Annotated in this window: 22 protein-coding genes, 1 pseudogene and 1 riboswitch; of the genes and pseudogenes, 11 read left to right on the top strand and 12 right to left on the bottom strand. The window is 72.3% G+C overall.

Annotated features, from left to right (window positions below; all coding sequences use genetic code 11):
* Nucleotides 1–53 precede the first annotated feature (53 nt).
* Complete coding sequence (locus L6E12_RS35580; protein WP_236231310.1) at nucleotides 54–884, top strand: helix-turn-helix transcriptional regulator; 831 nt, start codon at nucleotides 54–56, stop codon at nucleotides 882–884.
* 2 nt (nucleotides 885–886) lie between these two features.
* Nucleotides 887–1,039 (top strand): DUF397 domain-containing protein, encoded by a 153-nt coding sequence (locus L6E12_RS30100; protein WP_236231309.1) that lies wholly within the window; start codon nucleotides 887–889, stop codon nucleotides 1,037–1,039.
* An 86-nt stretch (nucleotides 1,040–1,125) separates the two neighbouring features.
* On the opposite strand, the gene L6E12_RS30095 is transcribed toward L6E12_RS30100, so the two are convergent.
* Nucleotides 1,126–1,572 (bottom strand): hypothetical protein, encoded by a 447-nt coding sequence (locus tag L6E12_RS30095; protein ID WP_236231308.1) that lies wholly within the window; start codon nucleotides 1,570–1,572, stop codon nucleotides 1,126–1,128.
* Nucleotides 1,573–2,154: 582 nt separating this feature from the next.
* Here L6E12_RS30095 and L6E12_RS30090 point away from each other — a divergent pair.
* The 6 genes from L6E12_RS30090 to L6E12_RS30065 all read left to right on the top strand — a co-directional run bounded on the left by L6E12_RS30090 (nucleotide 2,155) and on the right by L6E12_RS30065 (nucleotide 8,146).
* Entirely contained in the window at nucleotides 2,155–2,310 is a 156-nt protein-coding gene (locus L6E12_RS30090) for a DUF397 domain-containing protein (RefSeq protein ID WP_236231307.1), read from the top strand.
* Between the two features lie 290 nt (nucleotides 2,311–2,600).
* A complete protein-coding gene (locus L6E12_RS30085) occupies nucleotides 2,601–2,897 on the top strand; it encodes a hypothetical protein (RefSeq protein WP_236231306.1) in 297 nt (98 codons plus the stop codon).
* Complete coding sequence (locus tag L6E12_RS30080; protein ID WP_236231305.1) at nucleotides 2,890–3,507, top strand: DUF6879 family protein; 618 nt, start codon at nucleotides 2,890–2,892, stop codon at nucleotides 3,505–3,507. Before L6E12_RS30085 ends, L6E12_RS30080 begins: the two co-directional genes overlap by 8 nt.
* Nucleotides 3,508–3,511: 4 nt before the next feature.
* Nucleotides 3,512–5,908, top strand: coding sequence for a tetratricopeptide repeat protein (locus L6E12_RS30075; protein WP_236231321.1), 2,397 nt, complete (start codon nucleotides 3,512–3,514; stop codon nucleotides 5,906–5,908).
* Between the two features lie 466 nt (nucleotides 5,909–6,374).
* On the top strand, nucleotides 6,375–7,502 hold the full coding sequence (locus L6E12_RS30070) for a sensor histidine kinase (protein ID WP_236231304.1): 1,128 nt from the start codon (nucleotides 6,375–6,377) through the stop codon (nucleotides 7,500–7,502).
* The gene (locus tag L6E12_RS30065; RefSeq protein WP_374201969.1) at nucleotides 7,499–8,146 is read left to right on the top strand and encodes a response regulator; all 648 of its coding nucleotides are present in this window, start codon (nucleotides 7,499–7,501) and stop codon (nucleotides 8,144–8,146) included. Before L6E12_RS30070 ends, L6E12_RS30065 begins: the two co-directional genes overlap by 4 nt.
* Nucleotides 8,147–8,192: 46 nt before the next feature.
* Here the strand turns inward: L6E12_RS30065 and L6E12_RS30060 are convergent, their stop codons facing one another.
* Nucleotides 8,193–9,740: an alpha/beta hydrolase gene (locus L6E12_RS30060; RefSeq protein ID WP_236231303.1), complete on the bottom strand. Its 1,548-nt coding sequence runs from the start codon at nucleotides 9,738–9,740 to the stop codon at nucleotides 8,193–8,195.
* 91 nt (nucleotides 9,741–9,831) lie between these two features.
* The gene (locus tag L6E12_RS30055; RefSeq protein ID WP_236231302.1) at nucleotides 9,832–10,623 is read right to left on the bottom strand and encodes a purine phosphorylase; all 792 of its coding nucleotides are present in this window, start codon (nucleotides 10,621–10,623) and stop codon (nucleotides 9,832–9,834) included.
* A gap of 151 nt (nucleotides 10,624–10,774) precedes the next feature.
* On the opposite strand from L6E12_RS30055, the gene L6E12_RS30050 reads away from it, so the two are divergent.
* Complete coding sequence (locus L6E12_RS30050) at nucleotides 10,775–11,530, top strand: 3-keto-5-aminohexanoate cleavage protein (protein WP_236231301.1); 756 nt, start codon at nucleotides 10,775–10,777, stop codon at nucleotides 11,528–11,530.
* Here the strand turns inward: L6E12_RS30050 and L6E12_RS30045 are convergent, their stop codons facing one another.
* Nucleotides 11,531–12,289: an NPP1 family protein gene (locus tag L6E12_RS30045; RefSeq protein ID WP_236231300.1), complete on the bottom strand. Its 759-nt coding sequence runs from the start codon at nucleotides 12,287–12,289 to the stop codon at nucleotides 11,531–11,533.
* Between the two features lie 159 nt (nucleotides 12,290–12,448).
* Nucleotides 12,449–13,624 carry a metallophosphoesterase gene (locus L6E12_RS30040; protein ID WP_236231299.1) on the bottom strand — a complete coding sequence of 392 codons (1,176 nt, stop codon included), beginning with the start codon at nucleotides 13,622–13,624 and terminating at the stop codon, nucleotides 12,449–12,451.
* Nucleotides 13,625–13,704: 80 nt separating this feature from the next.
* On the opposite strand from L6E12_RS30040, the gene L6E12_RS30035 reads away from it, so the two are divergent.
* The gene (locus tag L6E12_RS30035; RefSeq protein WP_236231319.1) at nucleotides 13,705–14,592 is read left to right on the top strand and encodes an AAA family ATPase; all 888 of its coding nucleotides are present in this window, start codon (nucleotides 13,705–13,707) and stop codon (nucleotides 14,590–14,592) included.
* On the top strand, nucleotides 14,589–15,944 hold the full coding sequence (locus tag L6E12_RS30030; protein WP_236231298.1) for a VWA domain-containing protein: 1,356 nt from the start codon (nucleotides 14,589–14,591) through the stop codon (nucleotides 15,942–15,944). Before L6E12_RS30035 ends, L6E12_RS30030 begins: the two co-directional genes overlap by 4 nt.
* Nucleotides 15,945–15,953: 9 nt before the next feature.
* Here the strand turns inward: L6E12_RS30030 and L6E12_RS30025 are convergent, their stop codons facing one another.
* The 7 genes and pseudogenes from L6E12_RS30025 to L6E12_RS29995 all read right to left on the bottom strand — a co-directional run.
* Complete coding sequence (locus tag L6E12_RS30025) at nucleotides 15,954–16,268, bottom strand: multidrug efflux SMR transporter (RefSeq protein ID WP_236231318.1); 315 nt, start codon at nucleotides 16,266–16,268, stop codon at nucleotides 15,954–15,956.
* Between the two features lie 11 nt (nucleotides 16,269–16,279).
* A riboswitch (guanidine-III (ykkC-III) riboswitch) is annotated at nucleotides 16,280–16,348 on the bottom strand.
* A gap of 105 nt (nucleotides 16,349–16,453) precedes the next feature.
* Nucleotides 16,454–17,326, bottom strand: coding sequence for an aminoglycoside phosphotransferase family protein (locus L6E12_RS30020; protein ID WP_236231297.1), 873 nt, complete (start codon nucleotides 17,324–17,326; stop codon nucleotides 16,454–16,456).
* A gap of 433 nt (nucleotides 17,327–17,759) precedes the next feature.
* Nucleotides 17,760–18,404 (bottom strand): hypothetical protein, encoded by a 645-nt coding sequence (locus L6E12_RS30015; RefSeq protein WP_236231296.1) that lies wholly within the window; start codon nucleotides 18,402–18,404, stop codon nucleotides 17,760–17,762.
* A 59-nt stretch (nucleotides 18,405–18,463) separates the two neighbouring features.
* Entirely contained in the window at nucleotides 18,464–19,435 is a 972-nt protein-coding gene (egtD, locus tag L6E12_RS30010) for an L-histidine N(alpha)-methyltransferase (RefSeq protein WP_236231295.1), read from the bottom strand.
* Between the two features lie 13 nt (nucleotides 19,436–19,448).
* Nucleotides 19,449–20,201 (bottom strand): ergothioneine biosynthesis protein EgtC, encoded by a 753-nt coding sequence (gene egtC / locus L6E12_RS30005; protein ID WP_236231294.1) that lies wholly within the window; start codon nucleotides 20,199–20,201, stop codon nucleotides 19,449–19,451.
* A gap of 3 nt (nucleotides 20,202–20,204) precedes the next feature.
* Nucleotides 20,205–21,536, bottom strand: a complete 1,332-nt coding sequence (gene egtB / locus L6E12_RS30000) for an ergothioneine biosynthesis protein EgtB (RefSeq protein WP_374201968.1) — start codon at nucleotides 21,534–21,536, stop codon at nucleotides 20,205–20,207.
* Nucleotides 21,537–21,540: 4 nt separating this feature from the next.
* Nucleotides 21,541–21,790: pseudogene (locus L6E12_RS29995) on the bottom strand (ergothioneine biosynthesis glutamate--cysteine ligase EgtA); the annotation flags it as partial.

The raw sequence follows: 21,790 nt of genomic DNA, 5'->3' as shown, positions 1-21,790 counted from the left end.
GTAGATTCCCCGCACCGGATGGCGCGTGTCCTTGCAGGGGTGGAAAGGAAACCGTGTCAGGACAACGGAAGAACCCGCAGGCGCGCGACAGGACGATCGGCGCCCAGCTCAAGGCCGTCCGGGTGGAACAGACGTCACTCAACCTGGAGGCCGCCGCCAAGGCGATCGGCTGGTCGACGGCCACGCTCAGCCGGACCGAGAACGGCAAGCGGCACATCACCAGCGAGGACGTGGCCACGGTCCTCGCCATCTACGGCGTGCCGATCGCCCAGCGCGAGGAGCTGATCGAGAGCGCCCGCGTGGGCACCCAGGCGGGCTGGTGGTCCCGCCCCCTCCCCGGAGTGCTCCCCGACGTGGGCACCCTGGCCAGCTACGAAGCCTCAGCCAGAGCGATCACGGACTGGTCGCTCACCAGCGTTCCCGGCCTGCTGCAAACCGAGCGGTACGCCGCAGGCATCATGCTGGTGGACGGCGTCAAACCGCCGGACATCGAGATGCGCTGGATCGCCCGCCTGCGTCGACAACAAGTGTTGCCCAAGATCGAGTACACGGCATTCATCAACGAGAGCGCGCTCCGAACGCCGTTCGGAGGCGTCGACGCGCTCAAGGAGCAACTGGATCGCCTGATGGAATCCTCCATTCGAGGCCATAGCGTCCGTATCGTGCGGGAACACGTGCCGCACCGCGCGTTGGTGCACTCATGGCTGCTGCTGCACTTCCCCGAGGCAGCGCCGGTGGTCCACATCGAGTTGTACGGAAGCGGCCTTTACCTGCACGACTCCGAGGTCCACGTCTATGAGAACATGCGCTTGATGCTCGATCGTTTGGCTCTTTCAGGTGTGGAAAGCCGCAGTATGATCGGGCAACTACGAGAGAGGTTGTGATCATGGAGTGGCGCAAGTCGTCCCGTTCGCACGACACCAACTGCGTTGAGCTGCGGCAAGACCTCACGGCCGTGCGCGACAGCAAGCGACCCGGCGTCACCCTCCCGGTGACCCGCACCGCCGTCCGAGAGCTGATCACCAAGCTCGGCCGCTGACAAGACCACGAGCCGGGGGTGGGCACCCCTGCCCGCCCCCGGCCCACTCGTCAAGATTGCCGATTCAGGTGCCCGGATCGGGATGTTCAGGAGGAGCTGCGACCCGCCTCGGCGAACTTCTGCCGCAACCAAGCGGGCGTGTTCTCCTCGGCCCTGGGGAAGTGCCGGAAGTCTTCGACGAAGGTCTCCGGCACCAGCGGCGGGGTGAACTCCGGCTCGCTGTCGTAGTCGTAGGTGACCTCGTGGCTCCCGGACGACGAGACGATCATCCGCGCCGTGAACCACGCACCCTTCCCCGTGGTGTACATACCCCCGCGCAGCTTCGCGAACAGCCGGAGCGCCTTCATCGGTGGCGCCAGTGGCACCGGCTCGCCGTCACCGGTGGCGCACAGCAGCATGGCGGTGTCAACGGAGATGGTGGAGTGGAAGGTGAACTGCAACTCCCGCCACCCCGTCGGCGCCACTGACAGCAGGGAGCCGCTCGCCTCTCGGAGCAACTCCGCCTGCCCGATCGGATCCAACGGACCGGTCATGTTTCCCCCAGCCTACTCGGTCAGTTCCTCGAGGACGATACGTTGGGTCGAGTACCTGACCTTCATCCGCGAGACCGCACTCCGGCGGCGTGACGCACTCAGGGAGTGGGGAAGCAGCGTGTATCTGCGGCGCCCGCCACTCCCGCCAAGCAACACGGAAGGCGATCTCCGCATGGGCCGCCCAAGTCGGATGACAACGCAGCCACCGCGTCGAGTGCGACGTCCAGCCCAGCGGGCATGGTCACAGCGCCTCTTTCTTCCTGATCACGCGAGTACCACAAAGTCAGCGAAATAACCGTTTCCCCTTGTGAAGGTACGGCACCGCCCACTCCCAGGCTTGCCCACGTCGGGCGAAAGCTCCCGGCGCATCGCCTCCACCCACTCAGCCCCCGGCAGAGGCCGGGCTGCGGAGCACCACCCGCTTCCGGTTCCCCGATCCCGTCCCAGGCTCATCCGCCAGCAGTTCAGACGCCTCCCCAGCACCTCCGGCAGCGAAACACCCCATCGGAGCACCAATGCCGAGGAACGAGCAGCCCAACCCCGCTCGTTGAACCACCACGCGACCAGGAAAAGGCGGTAACCATGGAGTGGCGCAAGTCGTCCCGCTCGACCAGCACCAGCAATTGCGTCGAACTGCGGCAGGACCTCACGGCCGTGCGCGACAGCAAGCGACCCGGTGTCATCCTGCCGGTGACCCGGACCGCAGTCCGGGAGCTGATCACCAAGCTCAGCCGCTGACGAGACCACGAGCCCGGGGGACGGGCACGCCCACGCCCACCCCCGGGCTCCCTCGTCAGGACGCCCGCACTCCTGCCAAGCACACAGGTCAGCCGTCCCCCCGTCGCACCTCTGAAACAAAGCCATCCAACTCGATTAATCGAATATTGCTGCCGGACTTGAACAATGCCGGAAAATTTGCCCCCATCGAGTCAGGTTTCACCTGATCGGCACATTTCACGCACGGGCACGGACCGCCATCTCACTGGTACACTGTACCGTTCGGGCTGGATTCGCGAGAGGAAGCATCCATGGCCACGAAAGATTGGCAAGCGGACCCATCAGCGACCCTGACCAGACGATTGGGGATTTCGCCGAAAGAACCGGGCAGTGGGCGCAACGGCGATGCCGCCAGCACCACCACCAAGGTCGGCTGCCCGGACATCTGGGAATTGTCCAATGGAGACATCGCCGTGATAGGTCGGGATCTGACGGACGTCTACCGGTCCCAGTTGCCCTCGGACGTGAGCGTCGGCAACGATGAACGACTGGTCATACTCCCCGGACCGATGCTCACAGCAGCAAAGACGGACATCCCGGATGCATGAGCTGCTGTCCGGGACGAGCGGCGAGCCGCTGGGCTTCACGGCCTACCGGGAAAAAGTCGCCGAAGACTACAAACGCCTCGGTGAGCACGGCGGTGAGTTCTGGAAGCTGGAACGGAGGCAACTCTTCCAGGAGCCGGAGATGCCCAGTTGGCACGCCTACGTCAACGGCGACTGGACCGAGGCCCTTCGACTCGCTGAAAAGCTTCGCCCCGACCTCGAGCACGAGTACCGCGAGGATGCCGCGCGGGGGATCCGCACGCGGTGGACGAAGATCGTGGAGCTGCCGATAACCCCGTTCATACAGTGGGCGTTCCACCCGCTCAGGGTGCGGGCCCAATCCGGGGAGAACATGCGGGTGGTGACGGCGGACAAGGTAGCGCGGTTCGAGCGCCACTCACCCCTGCCGGAAATGATCACCCTGGGCACCGACGTCATGTACGAGATCTTATACACCGAAAACGGCGCCCACGACGGTGCCGTTCGCATCGAAGATCATTCGACAATCACCCGTTGTCAACAGTTCATATCAGAACTGCACGACATCGGCGAGGATTTCGAGAGCTTCTACCAGCGGGAGGTGGCCCAGCTCGAACCGCCGCAAGGAAACTGACCCGATGCGCCACGACGACCACGCCGCACAGGAGAACAACGCCGAGATCAGCGGAGCGGCATCCGATGTCGTCCAGGCGGGGACAGTCCACGGCGGCGTCCACATCCACGGCCAGTCGAGCAGTTCACCCCGGCGGGTTCCGCGCCAACTGCCGGGCGATGTGAGTGGTTTCGTCAACCGGTCGAAGGAGTTGGCCGCGCTCAGCGCCGCCATGACCGAGCGGCACGAATCCCTGGTGGTGGGGATCTACATCCTCACCGGCACCGCCGGTGTCGGGAAGACGTCCCTGGCGCTGCACTGGGCGCACGCCGCCCGGCAGAACTTCCCCGACGGCCAGTTGTACGTGAACCTGCGCGGTCACGACCCCGGGCTGCCGGTGACGCCCGATCAGGCGCTTGACCGCTTCCTGCGCTCACTGGGTGTCCCACCGGACAGCATCCCGCTGGAGCTCGAGGACAAAGCAGCGCTCTACCGGACCATCCTCGCCGAGCAGAGGGTGCTCATCCTGTTGGACAACGCCGCGAGCGTCGGGCAGGTCAGGCCCCTGCTGCCCGGGAACGCGGACTGCCTGGTCGTCGTGACCAGCCGCAACCGCCTCTCCGGATTGGTGGCCAGGGACGGCGCTCGCAGGCTGGTGCTGGACACGCTGTCCGAAGCGGAGGCGGTCGAGCTGCTCAAGACGGTCACAGCCGCCTACCGGAACCTGGACGATCCCGCCGACCTGGTCGAGTTGGCGGCGTTGTGCGCCCGTTTGCCGCTGGCCCTGAGGATTGCGGCCGAGCGCGCGTCGAGCAGGCCGCTGATGCTGCTGCACGAATTGATCAGCGAGTTGCGCGACGAGTCGGGGTTGTGGGACGCGCTGACGTCCGACGACGAGGAGTCCGATGCCGTGCGGACGGTGTTCGCGTGGTCCTACCGGGCTCTGTCGGCCGATGCCGCCAGGACGTTCCGCCTCTTGGGCCTGCACCCCGGGCCTGAGTTCAGCGCCCAAGCGGCTGCGGCGCTGACAGGGGTCGGAGTTGCTCAGGCCAGGTCGTTGCTGGACATCCTCGTCGGCTGCCACGTCCTCGAACAGCGGTCGCCCGCGCGCTACGAGTTCCACGACCTCCTGCGGGCCTACGCCATCAACCAGGTGGTCACGCAGGAAACGGAAGAAGACCGCCGGGCAGCGGTGGAACGGGTGGTGACCTGGTACGTGCTGTCCGCGCGATCCGCCGTCTCCGTGCTCTGCCCGCTCGACCGGGACGTCCTCCTGGATGCGCCCGGCGCGCAAGTCGTCCCACTGGTGTTCGACGGGTATGACGCCGCTTTCCACTGGTACGAGGAAGAGCAGGCGAACTTCGTCGGGGCCACCCGGGCAGCGGCCGACGCGGGTCTGCACCGGTTGGCGTGGCAGTTGCCCGCAGTGCTGTGGAGCGTCTACGCCATCCAGAACCCCATCGAGGACTGGATCCTGACCTCGACCATCGGGTTGGCTTCAGCGCGGGCGATCCAGGACCGGTTCGGTGAAGCGCAACTGCTCGCCAGCCTGGGGATGGCCCACCTGCAATCCCACCAGTTGGAGAAGGCGGAGGACTACCACTCGGCTGCGCTGGAGGTCCGCGAAGCCATCGACGACCGCAGTGGCATCGCCCAGTCGACCAATGACCTGGGACTGCTGGCCAATCGACGACACCGCCTGCTCGAAGCCCGAACCCATTTCGAGCAGGCATTGGCGGCCTTCCGGGAAGTGGGTGACCGGGGGAACGAAGCCTTCCTGCTGAGCAACCTGGGTGTGCTCCAGAGCGATCTGGAGCAGCACGCGGAGGGCATCGAAGTCATTCGGGAATCGCTGTCCCTCAGCCGCGAGGTCGGTGACCGGCTCGCCGAGAGCAACGCCTTGATCTGCCTGGCCATCGCGCACCGGCGGTCAGGGCAGCTCTGGGACGCCGACTCGGCGCTACAGGCCGCGATGGAGATCGCCCTCGCCGACAGCTACCCCGTCTGCGAGGCGGTCAGCCTGCTGCAACTGGGATACCTCCGCCTCGCCGAGGGCCGGCCTGCGGAGGCGCTGCCGTTGTTCCAGCACGCGGCATCCATGCAGCGGAGACTGGGCGACCGCAGCCGTGAGGCGATAGCCCTGGACAGCGCGGGGATGGCCTACCAGCGGCTCGGCAGACCGGACGAGGCCACCCCGTTCCACCGGATCGCCGCCTCGACCCACCGCGATCTCGGCGACCGGTGGCAGCTCGCACTCGCGCTCGACAGGCTGGCGACCGCCCTGCGCGACTCGGACCAGCCCGAACAGGCACGGCCGCAGTGGGTCGCGGCGCTGTCGATCCTGTCGACCTTCGACGACCCGCAGGCGGTGCGGGTACGGGACCGGGTCACCGCGAACCTGGCCGGTCTCGCGGACGAGTAGCGGACTCCTCCCAGGGGCAGCCGATCGCGATGGCTTCGAGGGCCGGGACTCGACTCGGGCGGGCGCGCACGGCCCGCCGAACCGGCGCCGCCGCGCGGGCGGCGCCGGGTGCTCGACGGACACGTACCGCCCACCCGGCCGCGGCACGCGGTGCGGATCGTCGAGGACACCCCCAGTGCCCTCGACGACGCGCAGCGCGCGGCGACACCACGTCGACCGTCCCCGCGGCGAGGCCGGAGGGCGACCGGGTGCGGTGGCGCGGGGTCGAGCGGAAAGCCACCGGTTTCCGGTTCCGGCACGCAGCGGACCGAGCAGAGCCGGGGGGATGGCCGTCATGGTGGTGAGCCTCCCGGGCGCGGTCCGCGCGCACATCAACCGGACGGCGAGCGGGCACCCGACCCCCGAGGGGGGCGGTGTCGACTTTGGTCGCTGTTCGGCCCCGTCGACTCGCCATACGCTGGGCACCGTGGACGATCGGGAGCGGTGTCGGACGCAGCGGATCGTGCTGCCGCTGGTCACGGCGGGCGTGCTCGCCACCGCCTACGGCGAACACGCCTCCGGGGTGGGCACCGCCCTGCTGCTGTTCGACCTGGCGCTGGGCTTGGTCGGCGTCGCCGCGGTGCCGGTGATGCTGCGCAGGCCGGTGCCCGTGGCGGTGGTGCTGGGGTGCCTGGCCGCACTGGCGCCGCCGGTGACGCCGCCCGCGAACGTGGCGCTGCTGCTGGTCGCGCGAACCGAGTCGATGCCGCTGGCGGTGCTCGTGGCGCTGGTGCAGGTGTCCGGGCACGCGGTGGGCGGGCTGCGGTGGCCGGTGCCGGGCCTGTCCTTCGGGTGGTACCTGGTGCTGGCGGTGATCGTGCACGCCGGGCTGCTCGGGTGGGGCGCGCTGGCCAGGGCGCGGGCGCTGGTGATCGACTCGCTGCGGGAGCGGGCGCGGCGGGCCGAAGCCGAGCAGGGCAGGCTGGTCGCCGAGGCCAGGGTGGCCGAGCGGACCGCGATCGCCCGGGAGATGCACGACGTGCTGGCGCACCGGCTGTCGCTGCTGACCACCTACGCCGGTGCCCTGGAGTACCGCCCGGACGCCCCGCCGGAACGGCTGGCGCAGGGGGCCGCGGTCATCCGCGCCACCGCCCACCAGGCCCTGGAGGAGCTGCGCGAGGTCATCACCCTGCTCCGCGACGAGGACGGCGACGACACCGAGCGCCCCCAGCCCGCCCTGGTCGACGTGCCCGCGCTGGTCGAGGAGACCCGGGCGGGCGGCACCCCGGTCCGGGTGCGCGACACCGTCGCCGACCCGGCCGCGCTGCCGGGCACCACCGGCCGCTGCGCCTACCGGGTGGTGCAGGAGGCGCTGACCAACGCCCGCAAGCACGCCCCCGGCGCCCCGGTCCGGGTGGACCTGGCGGGCACCAGCGGCGACCGCCTGCTGATCGCGGTGACGAACCCGCTGTCCCCGCCCGGCAGCGGTGTTCCCGGCACCGGCAGCGGCCTGGTCGGGCTCACCGAGCGGGTGCGGCTGGCGGGCGGCGAACTCGACCACGGGTACGCGGGCGGGGAGTTCCGGTTGCGGGCGTGGCTGCCGTGGCCCGCGTGAGCGTGCGGGTCCTGGTCGTCGACGACGACCCGCTGGTCCGCGCCGGGCTGACCACGATGCTCGACGGCGCCGACGGCATCGCCGTGGTCGCCGAGGCGGGCGACGGCGCCGGGGTGCCCGCCGCGCTGGACGCGCACCCGGTCGACGTGGTGCTGATGGACATCCGGATGCCCCGGGTCAACGGCATCGAGGCCACCCGCCGGGTCCGCGCCCGCCCCGGTCCACCCGAGGTCATCGTCCTGACCACCTTCGACGCCGACGAGAATGTGCTCCGCGCCCTGCGCGCCGGGGCCAGCGGCTTCCTGCTCAAGGACGCGCCGCCCGCCGACATCGTCACCGCCGTGCACCGGGTGGCCGCGGGGGAACCGGTGCTCTCCCCCAGGATCACCCGGCGCCTGATGGACCGGGTGGCGGTGGAGGCGGGCGCCCTCGACCGCGCCCGCGCGGCGCTGTCGACCCTGACCGCCCGCGAGCACGAGGTGGCGATCGGCGTGGGGCGGGGCCTGTCGAACGCGGAGATCGCCGTGGAGCTGGGCGTCAGCACGGCCACGGTGAAGGCCCACCTCACCCGCGTCCTGGGCAAGCTCGTCCTGGGCAACCGCACCCAGATCGCCCTGCTGGTCCACGACGCGGACCTGCCCTGAGCGGACCCGGCCGCGGACCGTCCGCTGTGGACGACCCCGACCGCGCTCAGAACGCCGCGAACGGCGCCACGTCCGGCTCGCACACCCGGCCCGGTTCCGGCAGCCGGAGGTCGACCAGGTACTCGGCCACCGCCCGGTCGGCGCACGCGCTGGAGCCGAGGATGCAGTGGCCGAAGGCGTCGACCGTCAGCAGGTGCGCGTTGCCGAGTTGCGCGGCCATCGCCTCGGCGAACCGGTGGCGGGTGGCCGGGTCGTAGCGGTTGCCGACGACCAGGACCGGGTTGGGCGTGCGGGCGTTCCACGGGCCGGTGAACCGGTCGCTGCCCCGGCCGGGCCAGTCGGCGCAGGTGGCCGGGTCGCCCCAGCTCAGGCCGCGGCCGAACGTGGGCATCTCCGCGTCCCACCACTCGGCGATGCGCGGGACCAGCGACAGGGGCACCGGGAAGGGCTTGTCGGCGCAGTTGACCGCGGCGTAGGCGTCGTCGTCGGTGTACGGGCTGTCGCGGCGGGGGTCGATGCGGGCGGCGGTGAGGTCGCGCAGGGTGTCGGCGGTGAGCGGCGTGGGAGCGGAGCGGCCGGGGTGGGTGGCGGCGTACGTGGCGGCGAAGAACACGGCCAGCCTGGTGAACAGCGCGGGCCGGTACAGCGCGCCCGCCGTGGTGGTCACGAGGTCGTCGCGGCTGATGGTGTAGCCGCTGGGCAGGGTGACCGGGCCGGAGTGCTCCAGGGCGTCGCGGGTGGCGTCGAACTTGGCCCGGGAGTCGGGGGCCAGCGGGCAGCCGACCTCGTCGCAGGTGCGCAGGTAGGCGTCGAGGGCCAGCTCGAAGCCCGCGGTGCGGCGGCGGTCGTGTTCGAGGCCGTCGGTGGTGCGCAGGGCCGGGTCGACGTTGCCGTCCAGGACGACCGCGCGGGTGCGGTCGGGGAACATGGCCGCGTAGGTGGCGCCGAGCAGGGTGCCGTAGGAGAAGCCCAGGTAGTTCAGCGCCGGGTCCCCCACCGCGGCGCGCACCAGGTCGAGGTCGCGGGCCACGTCCGCGGTCGACATGTGGTCGAGGAGCGTGCCGCCGTTGCGCCCGCAGGACTGCTCGTAGGTGCGGTTCGCGGTGATCGCCTCGCGCACCTGCTCCGGGGTGACCGGGACGGACACCACGTTGGCGAACACCCCGTCGGCTTCCTCCTGGGAGGTGAAGCAGCGCAGCGGCGTGCTGCGGCCCACCCCGCGCGGGTCGAAGCCGATCACGTCGAACCGCCGCAGCACCTCCGGTTCCAGGAACACCGGCGCAGAGGCTGCCATCAGGTACCCGCTGGCGCCCGGCCCGCCGGGGTTGAGGAACAGCGACCCGATCCGCGCGTCCCGGTCGTCGGCGGCCCGGCGCATCATCGCGATGGTGACGGTCCCCGCCCCCGGGTGGTCGTGGTCCAGCGGCACCGCGTACTCGGCGCAGTCGAACCGCCCCCGGTCCGCCTCGGGCACGCCGTCCAGCTCCGCGCACCCGTGCCAGAGCACCTCCGGCGCCGCGAGGGCCTGCGGCGCCACCCCCGCCACCGTCCCGGCCACCAGCAGCGCCACGGCGGCCAGCCGTCCCACTCGCATCGAACCCTCCGTCGATCCCTCCCGGTCCGCCCCACACCCTGGCACGGCCGCGCCCGGCCGTCACCGTGACACCGGGTGAAATCGCCCCGCTTCAGGTTCCGTCCGGGGAGCGGTTGAAGACGATGCCGCCGTGCACCACGCCGATCTGGGCCTGCACCGCGGCGTTGCCGTGGGCTTCGTTGTGCACCGCCGGGGGAACCGCCTCCGCCCGCCGCTCCGCGGTGCCGGTGGGGTCGACGGCGACGGCCAGGCCCAGGGCGAACGCGGCGGCGTTGGCGGCGGCGATGGCGGGCCAGCCCTCGGCGTCGGTGGCGGCCCCGGTGCCGTCGCCGGTGCCGCCGATGCCCCGGATGGCGATGGTGGGGGTGCCCGGGTGCAGGTGGCCCGCGTCCACGGCGCCCTCCGGTTCGACGGCGACGGCGTCGTCGGCGCCCGGGTGGTCGCGGTGCGACCCGCCCGCCGCGATCGGTTCGAAGTGGACGGAACCGACCAGGTCGACCGGCTCCGGCCAGGCGCGGGTGCGGCTGACGTGCCTGGCGAGCTGGACCAGCCCGTGCGAGGTCTCCCAGGCCCGGGACCCGGCGCCGTGGACCTTGGTGGCGACCACGACGTCACCGAGCCGGACCCACGGCCGCAGCGCGTCCGCCACCCCGACGAACAGCACCGCGGCGGGGGCGAACTCGGCGATGGCGCGCTCGGTGGCGGTGGCCGCGGTGGCCGCGCCCCGGCCGATGCCCGCCAGCGCCACCGGCCGGTCCGCCCGCCCGGCCGGGTGGCCGACCTCGAACACCGTCCCGGCCCGGTGGTGGTGCGGGCGCAGGTCGCGCAGGTGCGCGCGGACGGCCTCGTGCTCGACTTCGAGCGCGGTCAGGACGACGATCATCGGCTGCTCCGGTTCCCCCGGTCGGCCCGGCCCCGCCCCTGGGCGATCACCGGCTGCACCGGGGAGGGTCGCACCCGGGCGCGGTGGTGTCTGCCCGTGTCACCCATCTGTCGGCAAACTGACGGGTGACACCTACAGCGGGGAGGAAGCAGTGGGCACCGAGGTGAACCGGCTCAAGGTGTGCCTCAACGGCGGGCGGCAGCGGCACGAGCACCCCGCCGTGCCGGTCACGGCCGCCGAGGTGGGGGCCGCCGCGGTCGAGGCGGTGGCGGCCGGGGCCGAGGCCGTGCACCTGCACCCGCGCGACGCGGGTGGGGCGGAGTCGCTCGCGGCCGAGGACATCGCGGCGGGCGTGCGCGCGGCCCGCGCCGCCGGGGTCGCGGTCGGGGTGTCCACCGGGTTGTGGATCACCGGCGGCGATGTCGCGCGGCGGCGGGCGGCGGTGCGCGGGTGGGCGGACCTGGCAGCGGCGGAGCGGCCGGACTTCGCCTCGGTCAACGCGTCCGAACCCGGGTTCGCCGACCTGGTCGGGGTGCTGCGCGACGCCGGGATCGGGGTGGAGGCCGGGGTGTGGTCGGTCCGGGACGCCGAGGTCGTCGGTCGCGGGCCGTTCACCAGGGTCCTGGTGGAGATCATGGGCGGCGCGGACCCGGTGGGCCAGGCCGACGCGGTCCTCGCCGGGCTGGCCGACCTCGACGTCCGCGGCCCGCGGTTGCTGCACGGCGAGGGTGCCGCGTGCTGGCCGCTCGTCGCCCATGCCGGGCGACTGGGCCTCCCGACCCGGATCGGCCTGGAGGACGTGCTGCGCGGCCCGGGCGGCGAACCCGTCAGCGGCAACGCCGAGCTGGTGCGGCTGGCCCTGGGCGTGTGGGCCGGTGGCCCCGCCGGGGCGGGGCCACCGCGGTGATCACGCGTACGGGTCGAACGGGATGCCCCCCGGCTTGGCCTTGTTGAGGTTGTCGTTGAACGCGCCGTCCTTGATGCCCAGGCTCGCGCTGCCGAAGTCCGCGTTCACCAACCGGTCGCGGATGCCGGGCGGGAAGTTGTCCCAGCTCACCAGGTCCGGGTACTGCCAGGCGCCGTAGTGGTTCTCCGGCGCCTCGTCGCGGCCCGCGAGGCGGAAGCAGTGCGTGGAGGCGCCGTCCTTGTGGTAGACCACCTTGGCGTGCGTGCCCTCCCAGGCGACCTCGGAGCTGGGGCGGGTGGAGTAGTTGCCGTGCGCGGAGGTGGACACGTAGCGCGCCTGGTCGCCGCTGACCCAGACCACCACGTGCTCGATGTCGTGGCGGTGACCGCAGCAGTCGATGCCCGGGACGGCCTGGTCCTTCTCGAAGTACAGGTCGTAGAGGTGGGCGCACCAGCCGTTGTTGCACTTGGTCCGCGCGTAGGAGTTCGTGTTGTCCAGGTCGGACTGGTCGCGGCAGTTGCCGTTGAGCGCGCCGGAGTTGTTCAGGCCGGGCGCGGGGGTGCCGTCGGGGCCGATGGCGGGCGTGGGGTAGCAGCCGTCGCCGTCGTAGTCGAACGCGGGCTGCCACTTGCCGTCCGGCTCGGCCACGCTGGACGGCAGCGCGGCGGGCGGGTCCGCCCAGGCCACCCCCGGCACCGCCACCGCCAGCAGCGCCGCTCCCGCGACCACGAACCCGATCCTGCGCTTCCCGACGGCCATGGCGGCGGTGCCTCCCGTTTTCCGGTCGAACCAGACGGGAAAGACTTACCAACAACAACCACACCCGCACAATGGGCGCCGAAACGGCGGTCGACCGGGCATCACCGAGAGTTCAATGCCGGTCCACCGGTGATCAACCCACCGAAAGCCGACTGCCCGTCAGGCCACCGGGGTCGAGCGCAGCGTCAGCAGGCTGATCTCGCTCGGCGCGAACACCCGGAACGGCGGACCCCAGAAGCCCGCACCGCGGCTCGTGTAGAGGTGCGTGCGCTCGTTGAGCCTGGTCAGCCCCTGCAACCACGGCTGGTCCAGCCGCACCAGCAGGTGGAACGGCCAGATCTGGCCGCCGTGGGTGTGCCCCGACACCTGGAGGTCGACGCCCGCTTCCACGGCGGTGGAGATCTGCTTGGGCTGGTGGGCCAGCAGCAGCACCGGCAGGTCGGGGTCGGCACCCGCCAGGGCGGTGGTGATGTCGGGCTGGTGGCCGGGCAGCCCGGACGACGGGGCGGTGCGGTCGTCGATGCCCGCGACGACCAGCCGGGAGCCGCCGCGCTCGACGACGACGTGCCGGTTGTGCAGCGCCTCCCAGCCCAGTTCGGACATGCGGTCGAGCCAGCCCTGGGCCTCGTTGAAGTACTCGTGGTTGCCGGTGACGTAGACCCGGGCGAGGGTGGCGCGCACGTCGCCGAGCGGGGCGGACTGCGTGAGCCGCTGCGCGGGCGTGCCGTCGGCGATGTCGCCCGCGTGGGCGACGATGTCGGGGTCGAGGGCGTTGACCGCGGCCGTGGTGCGGGCCGACCAGCGGGAGCGGTCGATCGGGCCGTAGTGGGTGTCGGCGAGCAGGACGAGCTTCACGCCGTCGAGGCCGGGGCCGAGCCGCGGCAGGTGCACCTCGGTGCGGCGGACCCGGGGCACGCGCATCGCCTCGTGGTGGCCGTGGGCGAGCAGCACCGCGGCGACCACCACGACCGCCGCCGCGACGACGCGGGAGCGGGTGGGGTCGTCCACCCCGGCGAGCGCCAGCACCACCTCGGCCAGCGCGCCGAGGATGCTCCACACGAACAGCACCCAGACGACACCGAGCAGCACGTCGCCGACCACCGCGGCGCGGTCGCTGCGGCGGCCCTTGGTCATCGAGTACGGCAGGGCGGCGGCACCGGCGAGGAAGACGGCCGAACCGAGCGCCACGAACCACCCCGGCCAGTCCTGGCCACCGGCGACCAGCACCCACCACGGCACGCCGAACAACAGGGCGGCCACGACCAGCGCGACCACCAGGAACCGCAGGCGACGCCGGGCCCGGACGGCCTGCTCGCGCTGTTCGGTCTGCGACATCGGGCCGCTCCTCTCCTGACCCCCGAACGATACCCGCGCGCGCACCGCACCCGCCGTCGGCGCAGTACCGTGGCGGGGTGATCGGAACCGGATACTTCGCCTCGGTCGACGAGGTGGTCGAGCGCCTGGCCGAGCAGGGCTACCTGGCCTCGGCCCCGGTCGCCACCACGGTGTTCCTCGCCGACCGGCTGGGACGACCGCTGCTGGTCGAGGGTCCCGCGGGCGTCGGCAAGACCGAACTGGCCAGGGCGGTGTCCGCGGCGACGGGCTCGCGGCTGGTCCGCCTCCAGTGCTACGAGGGCGTCGACGAGTCGCGGGCGCTGTACGAGTGGAACCACGCCAAGCAGTTGCTGCGCATCACCGCGGGCCGCGACGAGGGGTGGGACCGGGCGCGGGCGGACATCTTCACCGAGGAGTACCTGCTCTCCCGCCCCCTGCTCACCGCCATCTCCGGCGACGAGCCCACGGTGCTGCTGGTGGACGAGGTGGACAAGGCCGACGTGGAGATCGAGGGCCTGCTGCTGGAGGTGCTGGGCGACTTCCAGGTGACGGTCCCGGAACTGGGCACCATCGTGGCCAAGCGCCGCCCGTTCACCGTGCTGACCTCCAACGCCACCCGCGACCTGTCCGACGCGCTGCGGCGGCGCTGCCTGTTCCTGCACATCGACTTCCCCGAACCCGAACTGGAGCGGCGGATCGTGCGGACCAAGGTCCCCGGCATCGACGAGGCGCTGACCGCGTCGGTGGTGGCCGTGGTCGGCGCGCTGCGGGCGATGGACCTGCGCAAGGCCCCCTCGGTCGCCGAGGCGGTCGACTGGGCCCGCACCCTGCTCGCCCTGGGCGCCGACACCCTCGACGAGGAGGTGGTGCGGGCCAGCCTCGGGGTGATCGTCAAGCACCAGGACGACATCATCCGCGTCCGCGACCGCCTCCGCCTGGACGAGGCCCTGGACGGCGCGGCGTCATGACCGGCGCGGGCCTGCCGGAACGGCTGGTGGAGCTGGTCACCGCCCTGCGCGGGCACGGCGTCACGGCGGGCCCCAGCGAAACGGTCGACGCGGCGGCGGTCGCCGAGGTCCTGGGCCTGGCCGACCGGGAACGCCTCCGCGAGGGCCTGGCGGCGGCCCTGCTGCGCCGCGCCGGTCAGCGCCCGGTCTTCGACGCGGTGTTCGACGTGTGCTTCCCCCTGGGCGTCGGCGTGCCGGAGGGCGCCCGCGACCGGGACCGGGACCTCGACGACCTGCGCGCCGAACTCGTCGCCGCCCTCGCCGCCGAGGACGCGGGCGGCCTGACCAGGCTCGCGGGCATCGCGGTCGAGGCGTTCGGCCGGTACGGCAGCGGCTCGGGCGGCGGCTTCTCCGCCCACGAGACCCTGGAGAAGGTCCGCCCGCAGACCCTGTTGGTGCGCGTCCTCGCCGAAACCGGTGGCGGGCGGGGGAACTTCACCGACCGCCTCGAACGCGACGAGGTGCGCCGCCGGATCGAGGCGTTCCGCACGGCGGTCCGCACCGAGGCCCGGCGGCGCACGGCGGAGGCGCGCGGCAGGCAGCGGGTGCTGGAGCACGCCGTGGCCCCGTCGGCGGACGGGGTGGACTTCCTGGTCGCCAACCGCGAGCAACTGGCCGAACTGCGCCGCACCATCCACCCGCTGTCGCGCAGGCTGGCCACCCGCCTCGCCGCCCGCAGGCGCCGCGCCAACCGGGGCCACATCGACATCCGCCGCACGCTGCGCCGCTCCCTGTCCACCGGCGGCGTCCCCCTGCGCCCGGCGTACCGGCGGCGCAGGCCGGGCCGCCCGGAGATCGTGCTGGTGTGCGACATGTCCGGCTCGGTGGCGGGCTTCGCCGACTTCACCATGCTCTTGGTGCAGGCCCTGCGCGACCAGTTCAGCAGGGTCCGCGTCTTCGGCTTCGTCGACACGGTGGACGAGATCACCCACCTGGTCCACACCGGAGCCGCCGACCCCGAGGGCCTCAGCGCCCGCATCCACGCCGAGGCCACCCTGTCCACCTGGGACGGCCACAGCGACTACGGCCGGGCCTTCCGCCACTTCACCGAACGCCACGCGGAAGCGATCACCCCCAAGACCTCCCTGCTCATCCTGGGCGACGGCCGCACCAACGGCGGCGACCCGAACCTGGAAGCCCTGCACGCCATGGTCGCCCCCGCCCGCCACGCCCACTGGCTCAACCCGGAACGCCGGGCCCTGTGGGCGGGCGGCGACTCGGAGGCGGACAGGTACGCGGAGGTGGTCCCCATGCACGAGTGCCGCAACACCCGCCAACTCACCACCCTGGTCGCCCGCCTGCTCCCCACCTGACCCCGGGTCTCAGTGCAACACCTTCAACCCCACGACACAGCCCACGATCCCCACCAGCAGGAGGACCTTGGCGAGCGACACGGACTCCGTCCCCGTCCACATCCCGTAGGCAACGGTGAGCGAAGCCCCGATGCCCACCCACACGGCGTAGGCGGTCCCCACCGGCAACTCCCGCATGGCAAAGGCCAAACCCGCCATGCTCGCGACGATCGCCACCCCGAACACCAGCGAGGGCACCAGCCGGGTGAACCCCTCCGACTTGCCCAACGCCGTGGCCCACACGGCTTCCAGGACACCCGAGACAACCAGAACAAGCCAGGACACGATCCGCTCCCCGAGCGCCGTCTTGTCGCTGACCGGGTACGGCACCCCCTCGTCCGGGGACCCCATCGACGGGGTACCGCCCCCATCGTGGCACAGCGCCGATACCGGCAGCCCCCCGCTTGACGAAGCTCACCGGATCGATCGACGAGCACCACCCGGCTCCGCACGAACGGTTCCGGGGGCGGTCAGCGGGCCAGCGCGAGCAGTTCGCCCACCGCCCGCCCCGACCCGCCCCGGAGCAGCACGGGAACGGCGGTGGCCGCCGCGACCAGCCGACACCAGGTGTGCAGCCGCTCGACGTCGATCCGGGCGGCGGTGGAAAGCGCGTGCAGCCGGTACTCGATGCCGTCGCGCCTGCCCGCCCCGGCCAGCACGTAGTCGACCGCGTCCCAACACCGGTCGCCGACGCACACCTTCGGGTCGATGGCCACCAGGCCGCGCGAACCACCGTCGAGCACGTTGCCCAGGTGCAGGTCGCCGTGCAGCAGCGCCGAAGGCCACGGCGGGGCGAACAGGTCGTCCAGCCCGCCCAGAGCCCGCTCGAAGTCATCCCGCCGCAACCCCGAAGCGGCGAGCGCCGGTTCCCCGAGCCTGCCGATGCCGTGCCGCAGGAACTGCTCGGTCCGCAGGCGCAGGTCCTCCGCAACCCCATCCGGCGCCTCGACGGCGTGCAGGTCGACCAGCAGCGCCGCGTACTCCTCCGGCGCGGGCTGCCGCCGCAGGTCCGCGACCTCGGTCCCCGGCCGCACGGCCTCCAGCAGCAACGCCCCCGGCGCCTCCGCGAGCAGGACCGGCATCCGGCCGCTGGGCTCGAACAGCCGCAACATCCCCGCCTGCGCCGCGAGGAACGGCGCATCAGGACTGAGCTTGAGCACAGCGGCCCGACCGCCCACGGTGGCGCGGATCGCGACCGAGGAGGCCCCACCGTCGAACGGCTCACCGACCTCCAGCCGCCAGCGCCGCGCGCACTCCGCCACCAGTGCGGGCAGCGCGGCCGCCCACTCGGCGGCACCGGGCCCGAACCGCCGCACCAACTTGGCGGTGATCGCGTCAGCCATGCCCGGACGATATCCGGGTACACCGCACCCTTCCCGCGAATTCCGCCCACCCAGCCCGCACGACGACTACCGCCCATCCCGAACCCCACCGACACAGCCGCCGCCCACCCCCGAACCGCCTGCCACACCGAACCGCGGCGTGCGCAGCCGCCGACCACCCAACAAACTGGCGGCCCGGCTACGGAAATGCCCGGGTGGGTGGATCTGCTTGGGTGGGGGTAGCGATCATGTGCAAGCCTGCTTGGGCTGTGGGGCATCTCTTCAGCCCCACTCGGTCACACTGGGCGCATGATCGCTGTAGGGGCCCCGCCCGAGCAGATCCACCCACCCGGGCACGCCCACGAAAATCCCGGCCCTTGAAACCACGGCACGGCCGAGCAGATCCGCCCACCCTGGCACCCATCAACAAACGACTGGCGCTTTAAGCCAGCCCCTACCCCCGAGGCAGGCAGGAGATAAGCGCGGCCAAGGACCCCAGTACCTCCAACACCTTCTGCGAGTTCGCGCCCCCCAGGTAAGCGTTCTCCGCGTGCACCAGGTCCCTCCCCACCAACGCCCAAGTCCCCAACCTCGCCTCCCGCACCAACGACACCACCTGCGGCGTCAGCACGTACTCCGCCACCCGGGGGTCAGTCGCCACCAACCGGTGCCGCCGGTTGAACTTGCGGTCGGCGGTGGCGGGGTGCGGGTACTGGCCGGTGTCGGAGTAGACCTGGTCGCGGGAGGTGAGGTGGAAGAAGGGCATGGGGGCGGGCAGGGTCAGCACCCACACCGTGTCGGTGGCGAAGCGGTCGTGCTCGTTGAGGGTGATGCCGAGGGCCCGCTTCTCCAGGACCGTGCTGCGGCGGAAGAACTCGAAGGCCGTGAACGGGATCCCGTGGAAGGCGCCCGCCACCGACCCGTACGCCAGGCGCATGTCGCCGCGCTGGGTGAAGGGGAGGACGGGCCAGCGGTCGAGGAGCCAGGGGGCCCGGTCGGCGAACTGCCAGCCGTGGGCTCGGGCCAGTTCGGCCCTGGCGCGGTTGGTGGCGTTGATGCCGGGCATGCGCGACCACGCGCGCCTGCTGTCGAATTCCACGGATCCCCCCGTCTCCGGTGCCCAGGATAGGGGCACCGGAGACGGGGGGACGGGAGGGGTCAGTCGGCTTGGGCCAGGGAGAGGGCGAAGCGGGCCTCGGGGTCGGTCCACCACTCGGCGAGGGCAAAACCGGCCGCGCCGAGTTCGGCGGCGACGCGTTCGCGGCGGAACTTGGCGGAGATCTCGGTGCGCATCTCCTCCCCCTCGGCGAACTCGACGGTCAGGTCGAGGGCCGGGATCGTCACCGACTGGGCGGTGCGGGCCCGCAGGCGCATCTCGACCCACTCGTCCTCGGCGTTCCACCGGGAGAGGTGGTCGAAGGCGGTGACGTCGAAGTCGGCGCCCAGTTCGCGGTTGAGCACGTGCAGGACGTTGCGGTTGAACTCCGCCGTGACGCCCTGGGCGTCGTCGTAGGCGGCCTCCAGGGTTTCGCGGTCCTTCACCAGGTCGGTGCCCAGCAGCAGCCACTCGCCCGGTTTGAGGGTGCCCCGCACGGCGGTCAGGAAGTGGGCGCGTTCGGTGGGCATGAAGTTGCCGATGGTGCCGCCGAGGAACGCGACCAGCCGGGTGGGGTCGCCGGGGAGCAGCGACAGGTGTTCGGTGAAGTCGCCGACGACGCCGTGGACGGGGGTGTCGGGGTACTCGCCCGCCAGGTCGGCGGCGGCCTCGCGCAGTGCGGTCTCGGAGACGTCGAGGGTGACGACCTGGCCCAGGGAACCCCCGTCGCGCAGGGCGTCGAGGAGCAGGCGGGTCTTCTCCGAGGAGCCGGAGCCCAGTTCGACGAGGGTGTGGGCGCCGGTCACCCCGGCGATGTCGGCGGCGTGGGCGGCGAGGATGGCGCGCTCGGCCCTGGTCGGGTAGTACTCGGGCAGGCGGGTGATCTCCTCGAACAGCTCGCTGCCGCGCGCGTCGTAGAACCACTTGGGGGGCAGGGTCTTCGGGTTCGCGGTGAGGCCCGCGCGGGCGTCGGCGGCCAGGGAGCGGGCGGCGTGGTCCTCGGGGAGGTGGACGTCGAAGGACGGCTGTGGCATGGGGTGGGTCTCCTTATCGGGTGCCCAGCGCGCTGACCCGCACGCGGGGGGTGGGACCGAGGTCGGCGAGGACGAGCTGCCGGTCCTCGATCGGGGTCCACCGGGGGTCGTCGTCCCACGGCTCGGAGGCCAGGACGACGTGGTCTGGGGTGGTGTGCGCGGACAGCGAGTGCGACCAGGTCGTGGCGGCGAGCGCCGTGCCGTCGGTGAGCAGCAGGTTGAGGCGGGAGTCGGGGGCGCGATCGGCGACCGCGAGCACCACCTCGGCGAGGGCGTCCCCCGGCTGCGCGCCCGCGCGCAGCCGGTCGCGCACCAGGGCCCACAGCACGGCGCTGTCGGTCGGCGCGTCGAGGGTCATCAGGTCGGTGGTGGGCAGGGTGGCGGCGAGGTCGGCGATGCTGCCCGGCCAGCCGCGCACCACCCCGTTGTGGCTGAACAGCCAGCGGCCCTCGGCGAACGGCGCGCACGCGGTCTCCACGACCGGCATGCCCACCGTCGCCGAGCGGGCGGCGGCCAGGACCGCCCCGCTGCTGACCGAGGCGGACAGCGCGGCGAACGAGGCGTCCGTCCACATCGGAACGGCCCGTCGGTAGCGCACCGGGTCCCCCGCCCCGGTGTACCAGCCGACGCCGAAGCCGTCGGCGTTCACCGTGCCCCCGCCGCGCATGTCGGCGGGGGCCCAGGTCTGCGTGAGCAGCCCGCGCGGACCGCCCAGCAGGCTGGAAACGGGCACGGCGGGGCCCAGGTACCCCAGGTGGCGGCACATCGCTCAGCGGACCTCGTCCGGTCGCGCGTCGCGGGCGAGCCGGAACCCGGCGAAGATCTGCCGCCGGATGGGGTGGTCCCAGTTGCGGAACGTGCCGCGCACCGCCGAGGCGTCCGTGCCGAAGGAGCCGCCGCGCAGCATCTTGTAGTCCCCGCCGAAGAACACCTCGGAGTACTCCCGGTACGGGAACGCGGCGAAACCCGGGTACGGCCGCAGGTCCGAGTCGCACCACTCCCACACGTCACCCATGAGCTGGCGCACCCCCAGCGCGGAGGCACCCGCCGGGTACGAGCCGACCGGGGCCGGTCGCAGGTGGCGCTGCCCCAGGTTGGCGTGCTCGGGGCCGGGGTCCTCGTCGCCCCACGGGTAGCGGCGGGAGCGGCCGGTGGCCGGGTCGAAGCGGGCCGCCTTCTCCCACTCCACCTCGGTCGGCAGCCGCTTGCCCGCCCAGTTCGCGTACGCCTGCGCCTCGTGGAAGCACACGTGCACCACCGGCTCGTCGAACGGGACCTGTTCCACCACACCGAACCGGGTGCGGTGCCAGCCCGCCGGGCCGCGCTCCCAGAAGCGCGGCGCCACCAGGTTCGCCTTCTGCCGGTGCGCCCAGCCGACCTCGCTCCACCAGCGCGGGTCGTCGTAGCCGCCCGCGTCGATGAACGCCAGGTACTCGCCGTTGCTCACCGGCACGGTGTCGATGAAGAACGCGTCGACGTGCGCGGCGTGCGCGGGCCGCTCGTTGTCCAGTGCCCACGGCTCGGTGGAGGTGCCCATGGTGAACTCCCCGCCGGGCACCAGGACCTCGCGCGCGGGCAGCGGTTCGGCCGCCCGGGGCGGGTCCTCCGCGTGCAGCACCGGGGCTCCGGTGCGTAGCTGGTGGGTGGCGAGCATGGTCTCGTCGTGCTGCTGCTCGTGCTGCACGATCATGCCGAAGGCGAACCCGTCCTGGACCAGCCTGCGCCCCTGGAGCGGGGTGCGCTCCAGCACGTCGAACACCTTCTCCCGCACCTCGCGCACGTAGGTGCGGGCCTCGCGCGGCTTGAGCAGCGGCAGCGCGGGGCGGTCGGCGCGGGCGTGCTGGAAGGCGTCGTAGAGCTCGTCGATGTCGCTGCGCACCGGGTCGCGGCCGCCGACGTCGCGGACGAGCCACAGCTCTTCCTGGTTGCCGATGTGGGCCAGGTCCCACACCAGCGGGGACATCAGCCTGGAGTGCTGGCGGACGAGGTCGTCCTCGTCCACGGCGTCGGTCAGGGCCGTGCTGCGCGCACGCGAGCGGCGAAGCTGCTCGGCGACGCGCTCGCGGACCTGCTCGGTGGTCAGGTTCTCGGTGGTGGTCACGTCTCTACCTCCCGTTCGTGGCTGCGCGGTCGAGGAGCGCGCCCAGTCGGTCGACCACGTCCGCGTGCTCGGCCGGGCCGAGGTCGAGCCGGTCGAGCGCGGGCAGGCCCAGTTCCAGCACCCGGCGCGCGGCGGCGGCGGTCGGCCGGTCGGCGAGGCCGAGCCGGGCGGCGGGCAGCCACCGGTCGGCGGCGGGCGCGCAGGCGTCGACGACCGCGTCGACGGTGCCGGGGTCGGCCAGCAGCGCGGTGAGC

It is taken from the genome of Actinokineospora sp. PR83, assembly GCF_021056305.1.
Classification (GTDB): domain Bacteria; phylum Actinomycetota; class Actinomycetes; order Mycobacteriales; family Pseudonocardiaceae; genus Actinokineospora; species Actinokineospora spheciospongiae.
Note: the sequence above shows the minus strand (reverse complement) of the source record. Positions and strands in the feature narration are given on the sequence as shown.

Excerpts from the sequence above, each read along its gene's own strand:
- L6E12_RS30060 (WP_236231303.1), bottom strand. The coding sequence starts at position 9,740 with ATGCGAGTGGGACGGCTGGCCGCCGTGGCGCTGCTGGTGGCCGGGACG.
- L6E12_RS30095 (WP_236231308.1), bottom strand. The coding sequence starts at position 1,572 with ATGACCGGTCCGTTGGATCCGATCGGGCAGGCGGAGTTGCTCCGAGAG.
- L6E12_RS30085 (WP_236231306.1), top strand. The coding sequence starts at position 2,601 with ATGGCCACGAAAGATTGGCAAGCGGACCCATCAGCGACCCTGACCAGA.
- egtD (WP_236231295.1), bottom strand. The coding sequence starts at position 19,435 with ATGCCACAGCCGTCCTTCGACGTCCACCTCCCCGAGGACCACGCCGCC.
- L6E12_RS30030 (WP_236231298.1), top strand. The coding sequence starts at position 14,589 with ATGACCGGCGCGGGCCTGCCGGAACGGCTGGTGGAGCTGGTCACCGCC.
- L6E12_RS30100 (WP_236231309.1), top strand. The coding sequence starts at position 887 with ATGGAGTGGCGCAAGTCGTCCCGTTCGCACGACACCAACTGCGTTGAG.
- egtC (WP_236231294.1), bottom strand. The coding sequence starts at position 20,201 with ATGTGCCGCCACCTGGGGTACCTGGGCCCCGCCGTGCCCGTTTCCAGC.
- L6E12_RS30080 (WP_236231305.1), top strand. The coding sequence starts at position 2,890 with ATGCATGAGCTGCTGTCCGGGACGAGCGGCGAGCCGCTGGGCTTCACG.
- L6E12_RS30045 (WP_236231300.1), bottom strand. The coding sequence starts at position 12,289 with ATGGCCGTCGGGAAGCGCAGGATCGGGTTCGTGGTCGCGGGAGCGGCG.
- L6E12_RS30055 (WP_236231302.1), bottom strand. The coding sequence starts at position 10,623 with ATGATCGTCGTCCTGACCGCGCTCGAAGTCGAGCACGAGGCCGTCCGC.
- L6E12_RS30075 (WP_236231321.1), top strand. The coding sequence starts at position 3,512 with ATGCGCCACGACGACCACGCCGCACAGGAGAACAACGCCGAGATCAGC.
- L6E12_RS30020 (WP_236231297.1), bottom strand. The coding sequence starts at position 17,326 with ATGGCTGACGCGATCACCGCCAAGTTGGTGCGGCGGTTCGGGCCCGGT.
- L6E12_RS30090 (WP_236231307.1), top strand. The coding sequence starts at position 2,155 with ATGGAGTGGCGCAAGTCGTCCCGCTCGACCAGCACCAGCAATTGCGTC.
- L6E12_RS30040 (WP_236231299.1), bottom strand. The coding sequence starts at position 13,624 with ATGTCGCAGACCGAACAGCGCGAGCAGGCCGTCCGGGCCCGGCGTCGC.